The sequence below is a fragment of the Dankookia sp. GCM10030260 genome (assembly GCF_042666655.1).
Taxonomy (GTDB): Bacteria; Pseudomonadota; Alphaproteobacteria; order Acetobacterales; family Acetobacteraceae; genus Paracraurococcus.
Window position 1 is genome coordinate 103,346 of record NZ_JBHTDE010000007.1, and the last position, 14,383, is coordinate 117,728.

The 14,383-nt window shown below is 71.1% G+C and carries 16 protein-coding genes; 13 read left to right on the forward strand and 3 right to left on the reverse strand.

What is annotated here, in order from left to right; translation table 11 throughout:
• Positions 1-112 precede the first annotated feature (112 nt).
• Complete coding sequence (locus tag ACFQS7_RS20865; protein WP_380069062.1) at positions 113-262, forward strand: hypothetical protein; 150 nt, start codon at positions 113-115, stop codon at positions 260-262.
• Here ACFQS7_RS20865 and ACFQS7_RS20870 read toward each other — a convergent pair.
• Positions 259-885, reverse strand: coding sequence for a DUF2459 domain-containing protein (locus tag ACFQS7_RS20870; protein ID WP_380069063.1), 627 nt, complete (start codon positions 883-885; stop codon positions 259-261). The genes ACFQS7_RS20865 and ACFQS7_RS20870 overlap by 4 nt on opposite strands.
• Before the next feature lie 78 nt (positions 886-963).
• Between ACFQS7_RS20870 and ACFQS7_RS20875 the strand changes: the two genes are divergently transcribed.
• Positions 964-1,737 (forward strand): SDR family oxidoreductase, encoded by a 774-nt coding sequence (locus tag ACFQS7_RS20875; RefSeq protein ID WP_380069064.1) that lies wholly within the window; start codon positions 964-966, stop codon positions 1,735-1,737.
• Positions 1,738-1,741: 4 nt separating this feature from the next.
• Positions 1,742-2,908, forward strand: a complete 1,167-nt coding sequence (locus ACFQS7_RS20880; protein ID WP_380069065.1) for an acyl-CoA dehydrogenase family protein — start codon at positions 1,742-1,744, stop codon at positions 2,906-2,908.
• Here ACFQS7_RS20880 and ACFQS7_RS20885 read toward each other — a convergent pair.
• On the reverse strand, positions 2,899-3,393 hold the full coding sequence (locus ACFQS7_RS20885) for a CinA family protein (RefSeq protein WP_380069066.1): 495 nt from the start codon (positions 3,391-3,393) through the stop codon (positions 2,899-2,901). The genes ACFQS7_RS20880 and ACFQS7_RS20885 overlap by 10 nt on opposite strands.
• A gap of 102 nt (positions 3,394-3,495) precedes the next feature.
• Between ACFQS7_RS20885 and ACFQS7_RS20890 the strand changes: the two genes are divergently transcribed.
• The 8 genes from ACFQS7_RS20890 (at position 3,496) to ACFQS7_RS20925 (ending at position 11,127) form a co-directional block, all read left to right on the forward strand.
• Positions 3,496-4,347 carry a phytanoyl-CoA dioxygenase family protein gene (locus ACFQS7_RS20890; protein ID WP_380069067.1) on the forward strand — a complete coding sequence of 284 codons (852 nt, stop codon included), beginning with the start codon at positions 3,496-3,498 and terminating at the stop codon, positions 4,345-4,347.
• A 115-nt stretch (positions 4,348-4,462) separates the two neighbouring features.
• Positions 4,463-5,365: a TauD/TfdA dioxygenase family protein gene (locus ACFQS7_RS20895; RefSeq protein WP_380069068.1), complete on the forward strand. Its 903-nt coding sequence runs from the start codon at positions 4,463-4,465 to the stop codon at positions 5,363-5,365.
• A 3-nt stretch (positions 5,366-5,368) separates the two neighbouring features.
• Positions 5,369-6,214 carry a fumarylacetoacetate hydrolase family protein gene (locus ACFQS7_RS20900; RefSeq protein WP_380069069.1) on the forward strand — a complete coding sequence of 282 codons (846 nt, stop codon included), beginning with the start codon at positions 5,369-5,371 and terminating at the stop codon, positions 6,212-6,214.
• Positions 6,215-6,329: 115 nt separating this feature from the next.
• Positions 6,330-7,292, forward strand: coding sequence for a Bug family tripartite tricarboxylate transporter substrate binding protein (locus ACFQS7_RS20905; RefSeq protein ID WP_380069070.1), 963 nt, complete (start codon positions 6,330-6,332; stop codon positions 7,290-7,292).
• Positions 7,289-8,524, forward strand: a complete 1,236-nt coding sequence (locus tag ACFQS7_RS20910) for a CaiB/BaiF CoA transferase family protein (protein ID WP_380069071.1) — start codon at positions 7,289-7,291, stop codon at positions 8,522-8,524. The genes ACFQS7_RS20905 and ACFQS7_RS20910 overlap by 4 nt, the downstream gene beginning before the upstream one ends.
• A 75-nt stretch (positions 8,525-8,599) precedes the next feature.
• Entirely contained in the window at positions 8,600-9,481 is an 882-nt protein-coding gene (locus ACFQS7_RS20915) for a neutral zinc metallopeptidase (protein ID WP_380069072.1), read from the forward strand.
• A gap of 81 nt (positions 9,482-9,562) precedes the next feature.
• Positions 9,563-9,994 carry a hypothetical protein gene (locus tag ACFQS7_RS20920; protein ID WP_380069073.1) on the forward strand — a complete coding sequence of 144 codons (432 nt, stop codon included), beginning with the start codon at positions 9,563-9,565 and terminating at the stop codon, positions 9,992-9,994.
• Between the two features lie 26 nt (positions 9,995-10,020).
• The gene (locus ACFQS7_RS20925) at positions 10,021-11,127 is read left to right on the forward strand and encodes a general stress protein (RefSeq protein ID WP_380069074.1); all 1,107 of its coding nucleotides are present in this window, start codon (positions 10,021-10,023) and stop codon (positions 11,125-11,127) included.
• 43 nt (positions 11,128-11,170) lie between these two features.
• On the opposite strand, the gene ACFQS7_RS20930 is transcribed toward ACFQS7_RS20925, so the two are convergent.
• The gene (locus tag ACFQS7_RS20930; RefSeq protein WP_380069075.1) at positions 11,171-12,034 is read right to left on the reverse strand and encodes an HpcH/HpaI aldolase/citrate lyase family protein; all 864 of its coding nucleotides are present in this window, start codon (positions 12,032-12,034) and stop codon (positions 11,171-11,173) included.
• Between the two features lie 54 nt (positions 12,035-12,088).
• On the opposite strand from ACFQS7_RS20930, the gene ACFQS7_RS20935 reads away from it, so the two are divergent.
• Entirely contained in the window at positions 12,089-12,778 is a 690-nt protein-coding gene (locus ACFQS7_RS20935; protein ID WP_380069076.1) for a GntR family transcriptional regulator, read from the forward strand.
• A 63-nt stretch (positions 12,779-12,841) separates the two neighbouring features.
• Entirely contained in the window at positions 12,842-14,362 is a 1,521-nt protein-coding gene (gene tcuA, locus ACFQS7_RS20940) for an FAD-dependent tricarballylate dehydrogenase TcuA (protein ID WP_380069077.1), read from the forward strand.
• The last annotated feature ends 21 nt before the right edge of the window (positions 14,363-14,383 follow it).

Genomic DNA, 14,383 nt, shown 5'->3' on the forward strand with positions numbered 1-14,383 from the left:
CTGCACGGATCGGTGCACTGCATCAACGGCGCGCGAGACGGGCGCGCGCGGCGTTGCGGCAACCGCCGATCTTTCCCACCCTGCGGCTCAATCGCGTGAGAGAAGGGTGCCCATGGCCAAAATCGTGTTTGCCGCCAGCCTGTTCGGCCTGCTGGCGGGTTGCAGCCCGACCTTCAGCAGCCCCGAGCCGCGCGAAGTGATCGTGGTGCCGCAGGGCAGCACGGTGGTCTGCCCGGGCGGCTACGCGCCACCCTGCCGCTAGGCCGCGCAGCCAAGCGGGCGGAGCTGGGCCAGCAGGGCGCCGGCCAGCACCACCCCGGCGGGGTCGACCGGCAGGCCGGCGCGTTGCAAGCCTGCCGCCGTCCAGGTGTTGCAGGTGAAGGCCAGCGTATAGTCGCGGCTGGCGGCGAGGAAGAGGCTGCCATGCAGAGCCAATTCCTCCGCCTGCGGCGCGATGCTGTCCCGGATGAAGCCTGACAGCGCGACGAGGCCGGCCGTGGTGAGCGGCAGCGCGGCGGCACGGCCCGGCCAGGCCTCGGCCGGCGGGGCGCGCAGGCCGCGCAGCTGGACCACGCCGGGACCGGGCAGCGGGCCGAGCAGCAATTCGGCGAAGGCGCCCGCCTCCGCCAGGACATAGCTGCGCTTGCCGAAGCCGAAGACGACCGTCTCGGCCCCGGCGAAGATCGTGCGGAAGCGGGCGAGGGGGCCGGTAAGATCCGCCGCACGCAGCGCGATCTCGGTATGCCAGCCCTGGTCGACGACCCAGGCGATCGGGCCGACCGGCCGCGCGGCGCAGGGCAGCGGCGGCTGCCTCGCGCAGCCGGCCAGCAGGGCAAGCCCGAGCGTCATGACCTTGCGACGTCGGGTAACGGCGGCGATAGTCATGCGGAAGGGACGGGTCCTGCGCGGCGTGCCGAAGCGGTCGCATGTGCCAAGCCCGGCCGCAAGCAGGGGGCGACGATCATGGACATGGACATCCGCGGCAAGCGCGTGCTGGTCACCGGCGGCTCGAAGGGGATCGGCCTGGCCTGCGCCCAGGCCTTCGCGGCGGAGGGTTGCGACTTGGTCCTGGCCTCCCGCGACCCGGCGGCGCTGGAGACGGCGGCATCCACGATCCGCGGCCGGCACAACGTGAACGTCGCGGTCTTCGCCGGCGACCTCGGCGACAGCGCGGCGCGTGTCGCGCTGCATGCGGCGCACCCGGAGATCGACGTGCTGGTGAACAATGCCGGCGCCATCCCGGGCGGCACGGTGCACGATATCAGCCTCGACCGTTGGCAGCAGGCCTGGGCGCTGAAGGTCTTCGGCTACATCCACCTGACGCAGCTGTATTTGCCGGGGATGGAGGCGAAGCAGGACGGCGTCATCGTCAACATCATCGGCATGGCCGGCCGCGGCCCGCGCGCCGACTACATCTGCGGCGCGGCCGGCAATGCCTCCCTCATCGCCTTCACCGCAGCGCTGGGCGGCAAGGCGCCTGACCACAATGTGCGCGTGGTCGGCATCGCCCCGGGCGCCACCATGACGGACCGGATCATCACCCTGTCGAAGTCGCGCGCGAAGACCAAGTTCGGCGACGAGAGCCGGTGGGAGGAGATGCTCGCGGGGTTGCCGCTGGGCCGTGCCGGCAAGCCTGAGGAGATCGCCGACCTGGCGGTGTTCTGCGCCAGCCCGCGCGGCGGCTACCTGTCGGGCGCGACGCTGGACGTCGATGGCGGCGCGCAGTTCAGGGGCTGATCCGGTGGAATTCCGGCTGACCGGGGAACAGCGCGCGCTGATCGCGCCGGTGCGGGAGATGTCGCAGACCGTCTTCCGGCAACGGGCGCTGCGCTGGATGGACGGCACCTTCCCCTGGGACAACATCCGCGACCTGGCGGGTCTCGGCGTGCTGGGGATGACGGTGCCGGAGGAATACGGCGGCCTGGGATTGCCGGTCTTCGAGACCGCGCTCGTGCTCGAGGAGATCGCCAAGGTCTGCTACCCGACGGCGATGGCGGTGCTGGGCGAGGCAGGCGTGCAGACCCGCGTCATCGCCCGCTATGCGCCGGAGTCGATCCGCGCCCGCATCCTGCCGCAGGTGGTCAGCGGCGACTGCATCCTGTCGATCTGCATGACCGAACCCCACGCCGGCACCGACGTCGCCAACTACCGCACCAATGCGGTGGTGCGGGGCGACCGGGTCATCGTCAACGGCACCAAGACGCTGATCAGCCGGGCGGAGGAGGCGGGCATGTTCGTCGTCTTCACCCGCATCGACGGACGGCCGGGGCGCGAGGGCATCGGCTGCGTGCTGGTCGAGCGCGGCACGCCGGGCCTGGCCGTCACCGGCACCTACCACACCATGGGCGGCGAGAACCTGCACGAGGTGCAGTTCAACGACATGGAGGTGCCGCTGGAGAACCTCGTCCTGCGCGAGGATGGCTTCAAGCGGCTGCTGTCGGCCTTCAACACCCAGCGCTGCCTGAACCCCTCGATCAGCCTCGGCCTGGCCGAGGGCGCCTTCGACGAGACCACGCGCTACGTGCGGGACCGGCCGGTCTTCGGCAAGCCGATCGCCGACTTCCAGGGCGTGCGCTGGAAGCTGGCCGACATGTACAAGGATATCGAGGCGGCGCGCGGCCTGCTCTACCGCGCCTGCTGGACCGCCGACCCCTTCCCCGACCCCTTCCTGGCCGCGACCGCCAAGGTCTTCTGCAACGAGATGGCGATCCGGGTGACCAACGAGGCGGTGCAGCTGCATGGCGGCTTCGGCTTCACCGACGAATATCCGGTCTCGCGGCTGTACCGCGGGGCGCGCTACGGCTCGCTCGGCGGCGGCGCCTCGGAGACGCTGCGCGACCTGATCGGACGGAAGCTGGCCGGTGAGGATTTGGGGCCGGACGGCATCATGGGGTTGGGCTACTTCTGAGGCGCCGCTTCCAGGCATTCCACCAGCAGGGCCAGCAGCCGCGCGCTGAATACGCGCATGTTGGCCATCCGGTCGCCGTCGCCGGTCTCGATGGTGAGCGAGCGGCCGACCGGCCCGGCGACCGCGAAGACGCCGTGCCCCGCGGCATGGCCGTAGCTGTTGCCGGTCGGCCCCGCCGCCCCGGCCTCGCCCAGTCCCCAGACCGCGCCGAGGCGTTCGCGCGCGGCCTCGGCGAGCAGCGCGGCCATGGCTTCGGAGGCGGGTGCGGCGGCCTTCACTGCCGCGATGGGCACGCCGAGCAGCGTGGTGCGGGCCGCCCGCGTATAGACCACGCCGCCGCCGAGGAAATAGGCGCTGGCGCCCGGCACCGCGAGCAGCGCCGCCGAGACCAGCCCGCCGGTCGCGCTTTCCGCCACCGCGACGGTCTCGCCACGCGCCTTCAACAGCGCGCCGGCGCGGGCGCCGAGGGGAAGCAGCGTGTCCATGGATGATCCTCCGGTGGCGCGGCGGGCCGCGTGATTGACAGCCATATCACCGCCATGCTCGGCTTCCCCGCAAGCCCTGGAACGGGGCGCGGAGGAAATCGCATGCCCGCCTCCCTCTCCGAGGCCGCGGTGGCCGACTACAACCGCCTCGGCTACCACTTCCCCATCCGCGCCTTCACGCCGGACGAAGCCGCCGGTTTGCTGGCGAAGCTGCAGGGCACGGAAGCCAAGCTCGGCGGCAGGCTGGCCGGGCGGATGAACCAGAAGCCGCATCTGCTGTTTCCCTGGATCTGCGACGTGGTGCAGCACCCGGCGGTGCTGGACGCGGTGGAAAGCGTCCTGGGACCGAACCTGCTCTGCTGGAGCAGCCAGTTCTTCATGAAGGGGGCGCACGACCCGGCCTATGTCTCCTGGCACCAGGACGGCACCTATTGGGGGCTGTCGAGCCCGGATGTCGTGACCGCCTGGATCGCCTTCACCCCGAGCATCCCTGCCAGCGGCAACATGCGGGTGGTGCCGGGCACGCACCGGGGCAAGGTCCCGCACACCGACACCTTCGCCAAGGACAACCTGCTGTCGCGCGGGCAGGAGGTGGCGGTGCAGGTCGATGAGAAGGACGCCGTCGACATCACCCTGCAGCCCGGCGAGATGAGCCTGCACCATGTCCTGATCGTGCACGGGTCGGAGCCGAACAACGCGGATTGGCCGCGGATCGGACTCGCGGTGCGCTACGTCCCGACCCATGTCCGCCAGGCAGGCGGCCCGCAGGACAGCGCATTGCTGGTGCGTGGCCATGACGGCTTCGGCCATTTCGAGCACGAGACCGCGCCGGAGGAGGACCTGCACCCGCATGCCCTGGCGCGGCACAAGGCGATCATGGATCGACAATTGTCCATTCTCTATGCCGGCGCCGCGAAGGAAGGCCAACTCGGGGCGACGATCAAGCCGATGTAGCGCGCCTGGCCAGGAGATCCGCCGCGTCGGCCAGCGTTCCATATCCTGCGCCGCCGAACGCGACTGTTGACGGCCGTGGCGGGGCTGCGAGAATCCGGGCAAGGGGGAAGTATCCATGCTCTCGATCGAACCGACCGGCGCGGTGTTGGGCGCCACCGTGCACGGGCTGGACCTGGCCCAGCCGCTGGCGGATGCCGATTTCGCCACCATGCTGCGGGCGCTCGGCGAGCATGGCGTGCTGCGCATCCCCGGCCAGCGCATCGAGGCGCGCGACCTGCGCGACTTCTCGCGCCGCTTCGGCAGCATCCAGGGCTCGGTGACGGGTAAGTTCCACCATCGGGAGGTGCCCGAGGTCGGCATCCTCTCCAATATCGTCGAGAATGGTGCGCCGATCGGCATCGCCGATGCCGGGCAGGACTGGCACACCGACATGTCCTACACGGCGACCAAGGGCTTCGTGAATGTCCTCTATGCGGTCAAGGTGCCGATGCGGGACGGCAGGGCGCTGGGCGACACGCTGTTTGCCGACATGCATGCAGCCTACGAGGACCTGCCGGCCGAAGTGAAGCGGCGCCTCGCCGGGATGACCGCGCGGCACGACTTCAACGTCTTCTGGGAAACCATGCGCACCCGCCCCGGCAGCGCCCGCGCGCCGCTGACGCCCGACCAGCGCGCCAAGCGGCCGCCCGCGGTGCATCCCGTCTGCATGACCCATCCGATCAGCGGCCGCACGGTGCTCTATTGCAACCCCGGCTATGCCGAGCGAATCCTGGAACTGGGGGAGGCGGAGAGCCGGGAGATGCTCGATTTCCTCTTCGCGCACCAGCTTCAGGCCAAGTACCAGTACGCCCATCGCTGGACGGTGGGCGACGTGCTGATCTGGGACCATCTCGGGACCCTGCACAACGCCATCCCGGATTACGGCCCGGACGAGGAGCGGCTGATGCTGCGCTGCCAGGTCATGGCGGAGACGGTCTTCGACCCGGGCTTCCAACACCGATGGCTCGGGGCGGCCTGAGCCATGCGGATCGCCAGCTACGCCACCGCCCAGGGTGCGTCCTTCGGTATCGTCACCGCGGACGGCATCGTCGATCTCGGCCGCCGCACGCCTTTCGCGGATGTCTCCGCCGTGCTGGCGGCCGGCGCGCTGCCGGAACTCGCCCGCCATGCCGCGGCCGCGCCCGACTTCGCGCTGGCAGAGGTGACGCTGCTGCCCGCGGTACCCTCCCCACTCCGCAAGGTGCTCTGCGTCGGGCTGAACTACCAGGCGCACGTGGCCGAGTCCGCAGGGCGGGAGGTGCCGGAGCACCCGCGCATCTTCGCCCGCCTGGCCGATACCATCATCGCCCATGGCGCGCCGCTCTGGCGTCCGGTCAACTCCACGCATTTCGACTATGAGGGCGAGCTGGCCGTCGTCATCGGCAAGCCCGGCCGCCGCATCCCGGCGGCGCGCGCGCTGGACCATGTCGCCGCCTACACCATCTTCAACGACGGCAGCCTGCGCGATTACCAGAAGCACTCGGTCACCGCGGGAAAGAATTTCCCCCATACCGGCCCGCTCGGCCCCTGGCTGGTGACGGCGGACGCAATCCCCGACCCGGCGGCGCTGACGCTGGAAACCCGGGTGAACGGCGAAGGCCGCCAGCACACCAGCACCGCCGACATGATCCTGTCGGTGCCGCAGCTGATCGAATATGTCTCCGCCTTCACGCCGCTCGCGCCCGGCGACGTCATCGCCACCGGCACGCCGGACGGCGTGGCGCATGCCCGCAAGCCGCCGCCCTGGCTGGTGCCCGGCGACGTGGTGGAGATCGAGATCAGCGGCATCGGCATCCTGCGCAACCCGGTGGTGGCAGAGCCGGCATGAGCCTCGGCCGCAGCGCCGATCCTCGCCATGGCGGCCGACCCGACCGCCCCGCGGTTCCGCGGCGTTGGGCCATGCGCCAAGCCGGAGACCCCGGCCGACCGGACAGGAATCTCCCATGATCGCACGCCGCCTGCTGCTCGGCGCCACCCTCTCCGCACCTGCCGTCGCCCGCGCCCAAGGGATTTGGCCCACCCGCCCGGTGCGCGTCGTGGTGCCCTTCCCGCCGGGCGGGTCGAACGACGTCATGGCCCGGCCGCTGGCCGAACGCCTGCAGGCCCGCTTCGGCCAGCCCTTCGTGGTCGAGAACCGCGGCGGCGCCAGCGGGTCCATCGGCGCGACGGCGGTGGCCCAGGCGCCGGCGGATGGCCATACGCTGATGGTCACCTCCTCCTCCTTCGCCACCTCGGCGGTGCTGCAGAAGACAACCTGGGATGCGGAGCGCAGCTTCGACGCCATCGGCATCCTGGCCCGCGCGCCCTACTACCTGCTGACCAACCCCGACTTCCCGCCGCGCGACGTCGAGTCGCTGGTCGCCTGGGCCAGGGCGCGGCCGGGCGCGGTGGATTACGGCTCCTCCGGCACCGGCGGGCTGAACCATGTGGTCAGCGAGTATTTCTGCCAGGCCGCCGGCATCCGCATGACCCATGTGCCCTACAAGGGCACCGCGCAGGCGGTGACCGACCTGATGGCCGGCACCATCCAGCTGGTCATCACCACCGTCGCCAGCGCCAATTCGCCGATCCGCGAGGGCCGCGTGCGGATCATCGCCGCCGCAGCCCCGGGCGGCACCCTGCCGCCCGGCGTGCCCGCGCCGCGCACCGTGCGCGAGCAGGGCGTGGACTACGAGGCGGATATCTGGTGGGGGCTGCTGGCGCCGAAGAACCTGCCAGCCCCGGTGCGCCGCGCCATCCACGCCGCGGTCACCGAGGCGCTGGCCGACCCGGCGCTGCGGCGCATCTACGAGGCCGAGGGGGCGGTGCCGTCCCCCGGACCCTACGACGAATTCGCCGCGGTGCTGCGCGCCGACATGGACCGCTGGCGCAAGGTGGCAGAGGCGGCGAATATCCGGATCGAATGAACGGGACCACCATGCCGCACCGCCGCCAATTCGACCCCGCCGCTACCGGCGCCCTGCAGGGCGTCCGCGTCGTCGACCTCTCCCGCCTGGTCGCGGGCAACCTGCTGACCAAGGTGCTGGCGGATCACGGCGCCGAGGTGGTGAAGGTGGAGCCGCCGGAGGGCGACACCCTGCGCGCCTGGCGCATCCAGGGCATCTCCACCACCTGGAAGACGCTCAGCCGCAACAAGCTCTCGGTCTGCCTGGAATTGCGCAACCCCGAGGCGATCGCGGTCGTGAAGCGGCTGGTCGCCGGTGCGGCGATGTTCGTCGAGAGCTTCCGCCCCGGCATCCTCGAGGTCATGGGCCTGTCGCCCGAGGCGCTGCTGGCGATCAACCCGGCGCTGGTCATCGTCCGCGTCAGCGGCTGGGGCCAGGACGGGCCGTTCAGCCACAAGCCCGGCTTCGGCACGCTGGTCGAGGGCTATTCCGGCTTCGCCGCGGTGAACGGCTTCGCCGACCGCGAGCCGGTGCTGCCGCCGATGTACATGGCCGATGGTTATGCCGGCCTCTATGGCGCCACGACCGCGATGATCGCGCTGCGCCACGCCGAAGCCACGGGGCAGGGGCAGGTGATCGACCTGACGCTCTTCGACCCGATCCACGTGATGATGGAGCCGCAGCACGCCAATTGGCGGCTCAACCGCCAGCTCAAGCCGCGCACCGGCAGCCGCAGCACCAATGCCGTGCCGCGCAATGCCTACCGCACCAGCGACGGCGGCTGGGTCTGCCTCTCGGCCAGCACGCAGGGCATGACGGAGAAGCTGCTGCGCTCCATCGGGCGGGAGGAGCTGATCACCGACCCGCGCTTCCGCACCAATGCCGACCGCGTCCGCCACGGCGAGGAATTGGACGCCATCATCGCAGCCTACATCGCCGCGCTGACCCTCGAAGAGACCCTGGCGCATTTCGACCGGGCGGGGGTGACCATCGGCCCGATCATGGATGCCGGGATGCTGGAGAACGACCGCTATGTCGCGGAGCGCGAAGCGGTGATCGAGGTGCCGGACGAGGAGATGCCGGGCGGCTGGCTGCCGATGCACGGCATGGTGCCGCGGCTGTCGGCCACCCCCGGCATCCTGGCCCGGCCCGCGCCGAAGATCGGCGAGCACAACGCCGAGATCCTGGCGCCGGCATTGGGCGAGGCCGAGCTGGCCCGGCTGCGCGCGGCCGGCGTGGTGCGGGACCCCTAAACACCCGCCTGCGGAACCAAATTCCACGTCCCGGGTTGTCGTCGCGGGCGCCTTCGCGCCGGAAGGAGACCTGTCATGCGCCTGGATGGCGAGCGCGAAAGCGGGAATGTGGAAGACCGGCGCGGGAGTGGCGGCGGCCTCGGCGGCGGTGCGCGGCTTGGCGTCGCCGGTGGCGGGCTCGGCACCGTCGCGCTGATCCTCATCGCGCTGTTCTTCGGCGTCGATCCCCGCGTGATCCTCGGCGGCGGGGGGGAGGCACCGCCGCAGCAATCCCAGGTGACCGAGCGCCGCGGCGCGCCCGAGGCGGGCCAGGACGACGGCGCCCGCCGCTTCGTCGCCCAGGTGCTGGCGACGACCGAGGACGCCTGGTCCGACATCTTCCGCCGCGCCAACCGGCAGTATTCGCCACCCAACCTGGTGCTGTTCAGCGGCGGCACGCAGAGTGCCTGCGGCTTCGCCCAGACCGCGGTCGGCCCGTTCTACTGCCCGGGCGACAGCAAGGTGTATCTCGACACCGCTTTCTTCAGCGACATGGAGCGCAAGCTGGGCGCGCCCGGCGAATTCGCCCGCGCCTATGTCATCGCGCATGAGGTCGGCCACCACGTGCAGAACCAGCTCGGTATCCTCGGCAAGGTGGACCGCGAGCGGCGCGGCATGGGCGAGGCGGAGTCGAACGCGCTGCAGGTGCGCGTCGAGTTGCAGGCCGATTGCTTCGCCGGCCTCTGGGCCAACCGCACGGAGCAGATGCGCCGCATCATCGAGCCGGGCGATATCGAATCCGGCATCGGCGCGGCCGCCGCCGTCGGCGATGACCGCCTGCAGCGAAGGTCGCAGGGCTATGTGGTGCCGGAAAACTTCACCCATGGCAGCTCGGCGCAGCGCGTGCGCTGGTTTCAGATCGGGCTGCAGAGCGGCGACATCCAGCGGTGTGACACCTTCGGCACCGATCGTCTTTGACGGAACGTATGCGCTGAAAGCCCGTTAGGAGGCGGCAGGCGGGCGTCAGGCCCGCAAGGCCACCACACGGGAAACATGAAAATGCGCAAGACGTTCTTCCGCCTGGCGCTGCTGGGCACGGTCATGGCCGTTCCTGCCTACGCGCAGACCTCGCCCGCCGCCCCCGACCGTGCCGCGCCCGGCGCGGCCACCGAAGGCAGCACCCGGCCGGGGATGACGGTTCCGGCGACGCCCGACACCCGCAGCGGCGTCACGACGCCGAACCGCGCCAGCGACAGCAATGCCGCGGCAAGGGTCGATGACGGCACGCGCACCGCCACCACGCCGGCAGCCGGTGCCAACAGCTTCACCGAAGGCCAGGCCAAGTCCCGCATCGAAGCCGCCGGCTTCACCAATGTCTCGGACCTGCAGAAGGACGACAAGGGCATCTGGCGCGGCCGGGCGCAGCAGGGCTCGCAGCAGGTGAGCGTGGCCCTCGACTTCCAGGGCAACGTCGTGCCCGGCGGTCGCTGAACTTAACAGATCAAGGAGAGCTCCTTATGGCGACCCGTACCATTGCGCGCCTTTTCGACAGCTACTCGGACGCCACGGCGGCCGTGCGCGACCTCGAAGCCGCCGGCTTCCAGCGTGACGACATCAGCCTGATCGCCAATCGCGGCGAGGACGGCACGACCACGACCACGACCGGCGACACCACCGAGGAAACCAGCACGGGCGCCGGCACCGGCGCCACGCTGGGCACCCTGGTCGGCGGCGGTGCCGGCCTGCTCGCCGGGCTGGGCGCGTTGGCCATCCCGGGCGTCGGCCCGATCGTCGCCGCTGGCTGGCTGGTGGCGGCCATCACCGGCGCCGGCGTTGGCGCGGCGGCCGGTGGCCTGCTCGGCGCCCTCACTGGCTCCGGCCTCTCCGAGGAGGAGAGCAGCGTGTACGCCGAGGGTGTCCGCCGTGGCGGCAACCTGGTGACCGTGCGCAGCGACGACAGCCGTTCGGCCGAGATCGAGTCGATCATGCAGCGGCACAACGCCGCCAGCGCCGAGACCCGCGGCGCCGACTATCGTGCCGGCGGCTGGACCAGCTCCGGCACGGCGGCCGACCCGAGCAGCGGCCTCGGCACCGCCGCCGGTGTCGGCACCACGACGGCAGCGGGCCAGATGGGCACCCGCACCGGGATGGGCACGCGGACCGATGCCTCGCTGGTCGGCGGCGCGCCGGATGGCACGCCGGGCAACCCACCCGGCACCATGCTGTCGCGTGGCCTGGACGAAGTCGCCGGCACCAATGTCAGCGGCGCGCATCCGGAAAACGAGACGCGCGGCACCGGCACCAGCGCGCCCGACGGCACTCCCGGCAATCCGCCGGGGACCAAGCTCTCGCGCGCCACGGACGATGCGCTCGGCACCAACGTGAGCGGTGCACGGCCGCAGAACGAGACGCGCGGCGCCGGCAGCTTCGGCACCAGCGCACCGGACGGCACGCCGGGCAACCCGCCGGGTACCAAGCTCTCGCGCGGAGTGGACGAGGTCGCCGGCACCAACATCAGCGGCGCGCATCCCGAGAACGAGGTGAAGGGCGCGACTGGCAGCACCAAGCCGGGCACCGCGACGGGCGGCGTGACGGGCGATCCGCGCCGGACGCCGGGGATCTAGGCTGGCCGGCAGGGGGACCGCGTCCCCCGCGCCGATGCCATGACTACCGGGCGCGTGCGAGCAATCGCCGCGCCCGTTCCACGACCGGCTCGTCGATCATGTCGCCCTCGAAGTTGACCGCGCCCACGCCCTGGGCAAGCGACTGTTCGAAGGCCGCGACCATGCGGCGGGCCCGGGCAAGGTCTTCCGGCCGGGCGCCGTATTCCTCGTTGATGATCGCCACCTGCGAGGGGTGCACGCAACTGGCACAGGCAAAGCCCAGGCTGCGCGATCGCCGCAGCATCGCCCGGTAGCCGTCCAGGTCGGAGATGCCGGCCACCGTGCCGACGAAGCCAAGCGGCAGCACGCCCGCGGCGCGCGCCGCGACCACCGCGAGCATCTTCGGGACATAGAGCGCGTCCGGCGTCGGCTCCATGCCGAGATCGGTCGCCAGATCCTCGCCCCCGGCTCCCAGCGCCACCAGCCGTTCGTGGGCCCGGGCGATCGCCTCCATCCCGCTCAAGGCTGCGGCCGTCTCGACCAGCCCGATGAAGCGGGTGCGGCCGGGCGGCACGCCATGCGCCGCCTCCGACTCGGCGGTCAGTTCGGCCAGCAGCCGGACATGGTCGGGACCCATCAGCTTGGTCAGCACCAGCACCTCGGCCCCGGCGGCGACCGCGGCGTCGATGTCGAGCACCGCCATCCGGACGGGCCGGTTGATGCGGACGCAGACCTCGGCGCCGGATTGCCGGACCATCGGCACCGCGCGGGCCAGGGCGGCGCGGGCGGCCGGCTTCTCGGACGGCGCGACGGCGTCCTCGAGGTCCAGGATGATGGCATCGGCGCCGCGGGTATGGGCCTTGGCCACGAAAGCCTCGCGGGTGGCCGGGACGTAGAGGAGAGACCGCCAGGTCGGGAGCTTGCGCATGGAACGACGCTAGCCCGGTCGGCGGCCGCTGCGAAGCGCTTGCAGCGGCTTCGCATGCAGGCGTATGCAGCCGGCATGTCCCTTGCCCGGAAACCCGGCCTTCCCGAACCCGGCGGCAGCCTCGCCGACCGCGCCTACGACCTGTTCCGCGAGGGGCTGCGGACCGGCAGTTTCCGTCCCGGCCAGCGCCTGCTGGAAACCGAGTTGGCCGAGCATCTGGGCATGAGCCGTACCCCGGTGCGGGAGGCGATCCGCCGGCTGCAGTCGGAAGGGCTGATCGCCCATCTGCCGGCCCGCGGCCTCTGCGTCGCCGCCTACGACGCCGCCCAGGTGGACGAGCTCTACGTGATGCGGGAAGCGCTGGAGGGCACAGCGGCGCGGCTGGCCGCCCAGCATGCCGGGCGGCCGGAGATCGCCCTGCTGCAGCGCATGCTGGAACAGGAGGCGGCGCTGGCCGGGGAGGCCGCGGCCGAGCACAACCGCCGCTTCCACCGCGCGCTGCACCAGGCGGCGCACAACCGGTATCTGCTGCGCTCGCTCTCGGCCATCTCCGACGCGCTGCTGCTGCTGGGCCCGACGACGCTGGAGGCGCCCGGCCGGGCCGCCACGGCGCACGCGGAACATGCCAGGATCGTCGCCGCCATCGCCGGCCGCGACGCGCCGGCCGCGGAAGCGGCGGCGCGCGCCCACATCGCCGCGGCCTACGAGGCCAGGTTGTCGATGGCGGCGGCGGAGCCGGCCTAGACTCCGCCGTCAACCAATGTATACATGGGTGCACAGCGCGGCGCCAGGAGGGGACCCAAGCACATGGCCACCGAGGAATTCGACGTCATCGTTGTCGGCGGCGGCAATGCCGCCTTCTGCGCCGCGCTCTCGGCGCAGGAGCAGGGCGCCCGGGTGGTGGTGCTGGAGCGTGCGCCCGAGGAGGAGGCCGGCGGCAATACGCGCTTCACCGCCGGCAACATCCGCTTCGCCTATCGCGGCGTCGAGGACCTCAAGGCGATCATGCCGGACCTGACCGAGGCCGAGATCGCCATCACCGATTTCGGCACCTATACCGAAGACCAGTTCTTCGACGACATGTTCCGCGTCACCCGCAACCGCACCGATCCCGACCTGTGCGAGATCATGGTGCGCCGCAGCTTCGAGACGATGAAGTGGCTGCACGGCAAGGGGGTGAAATTCGCGCCGATCTGGGGTCAGCAGGCCTTCAAGATCGACGGCCGCTTCAAGTTCTGGGGTGGCCTGACCGTCTGCGCCTGGGGCGGCGGCCCCGGCCTGGTGCAGGCGGAGACCGAATCGGCGAGGAAGCGCGGCATCGAGATCCGCTATGCGACCCGGGCGCAGAAGATCCTCTATGACGGCTTCAAGGTCGAGGGCGTGCAGGTGAAGTCGCCCGGGCGCATCTACGACATCAAGGCGCCGTCCGTGATCCTGGCCGCCGGCGGCTTCCAGGGCGATGCCGAGATGCGCACCCGCTACCTCGGCCCGGGCTGGGAGCTGGCCAAGGTGCGCGGCACGCGCTTCAACACCGGCGACGGCATCAAGATGGCGCTCGACATCGGCGCCTCCCCCTTCGGCAACTACTCCGGCTGCCATGCGGTGCAGTGGGACTTCAATGCGCCGGAATATGGCGACCTGGCGGTCGGCGACGCCTTCCAGAAGCACAGCTATCCCTGGTCCGTGCTGATCAACGCCGACGGCCGCCGGTTCCTGGATGAGGGCGCCGATTTCCGCAACTACACCTATGCCAAGTACGGCCGGGTGGTGCTGGAGCAGCCCGGCAATTTCGCCTGGCAGGTCTTCGACCAGAAGGTCGCCAAGCAGCTGCGCGACGAATACCGCATCAAGCAGGTGACGAAGGTGCGCGCCGACACGCTGGAGGAGCTGGCCGGCAAGCTGGAAGGCGTCGACGGGGCGGCCTTCCTGGAGGAAATCCGCGCCTACAACGCCGCGGTGAAGCGCGACGTCCCGTTCAACCCGAACATCAAGGACGGCCGCTGCACCGAGGGCCTGGCGGTCAACAAGTCCAACTGGGCCAATACCATCGAGGACGGCCCCTTCGAGGCCTACCAGGTCGGCTGCGGCATCACCTTCACCTTCGGCGGCCTGCGGATCGACACCGAGGCGCGGGTGCTGGATGCCGACCAGCAGCCGATCACGGGCCTCTATGCCGCCGGTGAGCTGGTGGGCGGCATATTCTACTTCAACTACCCGGGCGGGTCGGGCCTGATCAACGGCGCGGTCTTCGGCAAGCTGGCCGGCGCGACCGCGGTGGCCGACCTGAAGGCCAATGCCGGCGGGATGGCGGCGCCCATCCCGGCCTGAGGCTTGGGCGGCACCCTGTGC

Coding starts and splice junctions, on each gene's coding strand:
- ACFQS7_RS20865 (WP_380069062.1), top strand. CDS start 113: ATGGCCAAAATCGTGTTTGCCGCCAGCCTGTTCGGCCTGCTGGCGGGT.
- ACFQS7_RS20870 (WP_380069063.1), bottom strand. CDS start 885: ATGACTATCGCCGCCGTTACCCGACGTCGCAAGGTCATGACGCTCGGG.
- ACFQS7_RS20875 (WP_380069064.1), top strand. CDS start 964: ATGGACATGGACATCCGCGGCAAGCGCGTGCTGGTCACCGGCGGCTCG.
- ACFQS7_RS20885 (WP_380069066.1), bottom strand. CDS start 3,393: ATGGACACGCTGCTTCCCCTCGGCGCCCGCGCCGGCGCGCTGTTGAAG.
- ACFQS7_RS20890 (WP_380069067.1), top strand. CDS start 3,496: ATGCCCGCCTCCCTCTCCGAGGCCGCGGTGGCCGACTACAACCGCCTC.
- ACFQS7_RS20895 (WP_380069068.1), top strand. CDS start 4,463: ATGCTCTCGATCGAACCGACCGGCGCGGTGTTGGGCGCCACCGTGCAC.
- ACFQS7_RS20900 (WP_380069069.1), top strand. CDS start 5,369: ATGCGGATCGCCAGCTACGCCACCGCCCAGGGTGCGTCCTTCGGTATC.
- ACFQS7_RS20905 (WP_380069070.1), top strand. CDS start 6,330: ATGATCGCACGCCGCCTGCTGCTCGGCGCCACCCTCTCCGCACCTGCC.
- ACFQS7_RS20910 (WP_380069071.1), top strand. CDS start 7,289: ATGAACGGGACCACCATGCCGCACCGCCGCCAATTCGACCCCGCCGCT.
- ACFQS7_RS20915 (WP_380069072.1), top strand. CDS start 8,600: ATGCGCCTGGATGGCGAGCGCGAAAGCGGGAATGTGGAAGACCGGCGC.
- ACFQS7_RS20920 (WP_380069073.1), top strand. CDS start 9,563: ATGCGCAAGACGTTCTTCCGCCTGGCGCTGCTGGGCACGGTCATGGCC.
- ACFQS7_RS20925 (WP_380069074.1), top strand. CDS start 10,021: ATGGCGACCCGTACCATTGCGCGCCTTTTCGACAGCTACTCGGACGCC.
- ACFQS7_RS20930 (WP_380069075.1), bottom strand. CDS start 12,034: ATGCGCAAGCTCCCGACCTGGCGGTCTCTCCTCTACGTCCCGGCCACC.
- ACFQS7_RS20935 (WP_380069076.1), top strand. CDS start 12,089: ATGCAGGCGTATGCAGCCGGCATGTCCCTTGCCCGGAAACCCGGCCTT.
- tcuA (WP_380069077.1), top strand. CDS start 12,842: ATGGCCACCGAGGAATTCGACGTCATCGTTGTCGGCGGCGGCAATGCC.